The sequence below is a fragment of the Rhodococcus sp. CX genome (assembly GCF_015865005.1).
Lineage (GTDB): Bacteria > Actinomycetota > Actinomycetes > Mycobacteriales > Mycobacteriaceae > Rhodococcus.
In genome coordinates this window covers 13,899-16,857 of sequence record NZ_JADZGH010000213.1, presented here as the reverse complement: position 1 = coordinate 16,857, position 2,959 = coordinate 13,899, and the positions used below count along the sequence as shown (strand labels likewise).

General features: G+C 70.3%; 3 protein-coding genes. 1 reads left to right on the top strand and 2 read right to left on the bottom strand.

Annotated features, from left to right (window positions below; genetic code table 11):
- Positions 1 to 24 precede the first annotated feature (24 nt).
- Both I0Q12_RS23500 and I0Q12_RS23495 read right to left on the bottom strand, forming a co-directional pair.
- Positions 25 to 816 (bottom strand): SDR family oxidoreductase, encoded by a 792-nt coding sequence (locus I0Q12_RS23500; protein WP_197255243.1) that lies wholly within the window; start codon positions 814 to 816, stop codon positions 25 to 27.
- Positions 813 to 1,979: a hypothetical protein gene (locus I0Q12_RS23495; protein ID WP_197255241.1), complete on the bottom strand. Its 1,167-nt coding sequence runs from the start codon at positions 1,977 to 1,979 to the stop codon at positions 813 to 815. Before I0Q12_RS23495 ends, I0Q12_RS23500 begins: the two co-directional genes overlap by 4 nt.
- Before the next feature lie 84 nt (positions 1,980 to 2,063).
- Here I0Q12_RS23495 and I0Q12_RS23490 point away from each other — a divergent pair.
- A partial coding sequence (locus tag I0Q12_RS23490) for an IclR family transcriptional regulator (RefSeq protein ID WP_197255239.1) occupies positions 2,064 to 2,959 on the top strand: 896 nt, incomplete at its 3' end.

The following is a 2,959-nucleotide window of genomic DNA, read 5'->3' as shown; positions in this document are numbered from 1 at the left end:
CCCGCCGCCACAAAGGCACACGGCTCAATGGTGGAATTCGCCGCAGTTGACGTCGAGGCACTGCCCGGTGATCGCCGATGCCATCGGCGAGGCCAGGAAGATCACCGCGTCGGCGATCTCCTCGGTGGTGGGCAGGCGACGCAGGTCGCTGGCGGCTGCGGTGTGCTCATAGATCTGCTCGACGGTGGTGCCGTACTTACCGGCCTGGTGCTCGAAGTAGCTCCGGAGAATCGGGCCCCAGATGTAGCCGGGAGCAACAGAATTGACACGGATTCCCTGGGGGCCGAGTTCGGTCGCCAGCGACTGCGACATCGACAGCAACGCCGACTTCGCGATCTTGTAACTGCCGTACCGTTCCTGGGAGTGCCGCACCACCATCGAATTGATGTTCACCACTGCACCTTTCGCCTCGGCGAGGGCGGGGGTGAACAACTGGGTCAAGCGCAGCGCGCCGAGCACGGACAGTTCCACGCTGTCCCGGATGTGTTGGAAGTCGGTGCGCGCCAACGGCTTCATCGACGGGACCGAGAAGGCGTTGTTGACCAGCACGTGCACGGCGCCGAATTCCTCGGCGGCCGCGGCGACCAATGCGGCCGCGGACTCGTCGTCGGTGATGTCGGTGGGCACTCCCAAGGCGCGCCGGCCCAGCGCGGTGACCTCCGCGGCGACCTCGTCGAGCCGCTCGCGGGTGCGGGCTGCCAGCACGACGTCGGCTCCGTGTTCGGCGCACCGGACCGCGAGGGTGCGCCCGAGGCCGGGCCCGACGCCGGAGATCACGACCACCCGGTCGTGCAGCAACCCCGCCGGCGCGCTCACGCCTGCATCCGATCGGCGATCGCGGTCTGGCGCGCCGCGATCCGCCGGGACCACGCCTCGGGGGTGATGAGGTTGGACTCGTGGAACGGCAGCGACTCGGCGATCTTGTCGAACGGAACCACCTGCGCCGTCGGACCGTCCGCGGACGTGAGCTCGCGGTCGATGCGCTGCCAGCGGAACTGCAGGATGCCGCGGCTGCGGCCGAGCGTCTCGATCCAGTTGGTGATGCCGGGGTTGCGGTTCGAGATCACGATGCGGACCTTGCCGTCCGGATCCACCTGGGCCTGAGTGTTGTTCAGCGACGTCTGGTGGTGGATGTAGTCCAGCGAGATGTACCAGAGGCTGCCGATCTGGAACCCCAGGTAGGGGGCGTCGGACGCGGGCACGGTGAGGATCATCGCCTCGTCGTCGGCGAGTTCGTAGTGCCCGACGGACGAGTACTGCGTGTCCAGGCCTCCGGGGGTGCGGCGCGGTGCGGTCACGGTGTTGACCGGCAGCTTCAGGTAGAACCACTCGGGGAACTGCAGCCACGTCTTCACCCGCGAGACGAGCGCACGTCCGGCGCGCTCGTAGCGTTTGACGGCGTCCTCCTGCGTCGGTTCGGCCGCGGGGGTGCCGAGCGTGTCGACCCGGTCGATGCGGACGGTGCCGCGTCGCTGCGACCAGTCGCTGTACACCTCCCGGATGACGAGCTGCGACGATCCGGGCGCGAGGGTGAAGTAGTTGCGCTCCGGATCGGCGGGGCCGGGGCCGAATCGCACCTCGAACGTGCCGTCGTCCTCGATGTGGATCGCGCGGTCGTCGAAGGCGGTGACGTTGCCGGGCACGTCGGCGTCGGTGTAGTTGCCGGCGAGCACCTGGAAGCTCAGGTCGCAGGTCGTGCCGCGGCGGCCGGAGACCACGTACTCGGCGTCGTCGCGCACGGCCGCACCCCAGTACAGGGTGTCGGGGTTGTCCAGGCCCATCTTGGTGTAGGGACCGGTGCCGGTGATGAGGACCGGGTGGGTGCTGCTGTGGGCCCAGGCGGCGTGCACGCACGCGGCGATTCCCCCGGCGAGGTAGCCGTAGCCCTCGGCGAGATCCTGGTCGGTGCGGACGTGCGGCGCGGTGGCGACGAGTTTCTCGGCCTCGGCGATCGCCGCGGTGAGCGGATCGGTGATCACATCGATCTCCCTGTGGTCCAAATATGTACCGCTGCGGTAAGGTCTGGTTGGACCGACGATAGAACGTGTTACAGGAAGTGGTCAATGGTTCGTCTCAGCGATTCCACCGCGCCGAGCGGGGACGCTGCCGGGTCCGCCCGGCGCTCGCCGCCGACCGAACGGGTCGTGCAGGTCCTCGACCACCTCGTCGCGCACCCCGGCGTCCGGTTCGGCCTCTCCGAGCTCGCCCGCGAGCTGGGCCTGAGCAAACCCACCTGCCTCGGCATCCTCACCGCGCTCGCCGACGCGGGCTATCTCATGCGCGACCCGGTCGACAAGACCTACGGGCTCGGCCCCGCCCTGATCGTCGCCGGGCGCGCGGCGCAGCGCGGCTTCGCGGCCGGTCCGGTCGCGCACCGGCATCTCGCCCGGCTCAGCGCCCGGTTCGACGCCGCCTGCACCGCCTCCGCCGTGGTCGGCGACCGCATCGCGGTGCTCGACGTGGTGGGACCCCGGGGTGCGACGGCGAGCGCGCGGGTGGGGGAGGTGTACCCGTTCGCGCCGCCCGTCGGCCTGATGTACGTGCTGTGGGACACCGACCGGCGCCTCGAACAATGGCTGCGCCGCGAGCCGACCCTGCCGGTACGGCTCGACCGCCCGCATCTGCAGCGCGTGGTCGATCGGTGCCGGCGCACGGGATACCTCGTCGAATCGCTCACCCGGGGCGGGCGGCGGCTGTACGCGCTGATGGCCGGCGTGGTCGCGCACGACCTGGCGCCGGAACTGCGCGAACTGCTCGGGGAGCTGGTGTCCAGTCCGGGCGAGCGCGTCCTGTTCCCGGAGGAGGCCCCGACCGGTGAACCGCTCGCGGTGAACCTGATCGCCGCGCCCGCCTACGACCCGGACGGACACCAATCGCTGGTCCTCGCGCTGCACGTCGAGGCCGAGATCGACGCCGCGGAGATCGCGCGGCGCGGCGCGGCGCTCGTCGAGGCGGCCGC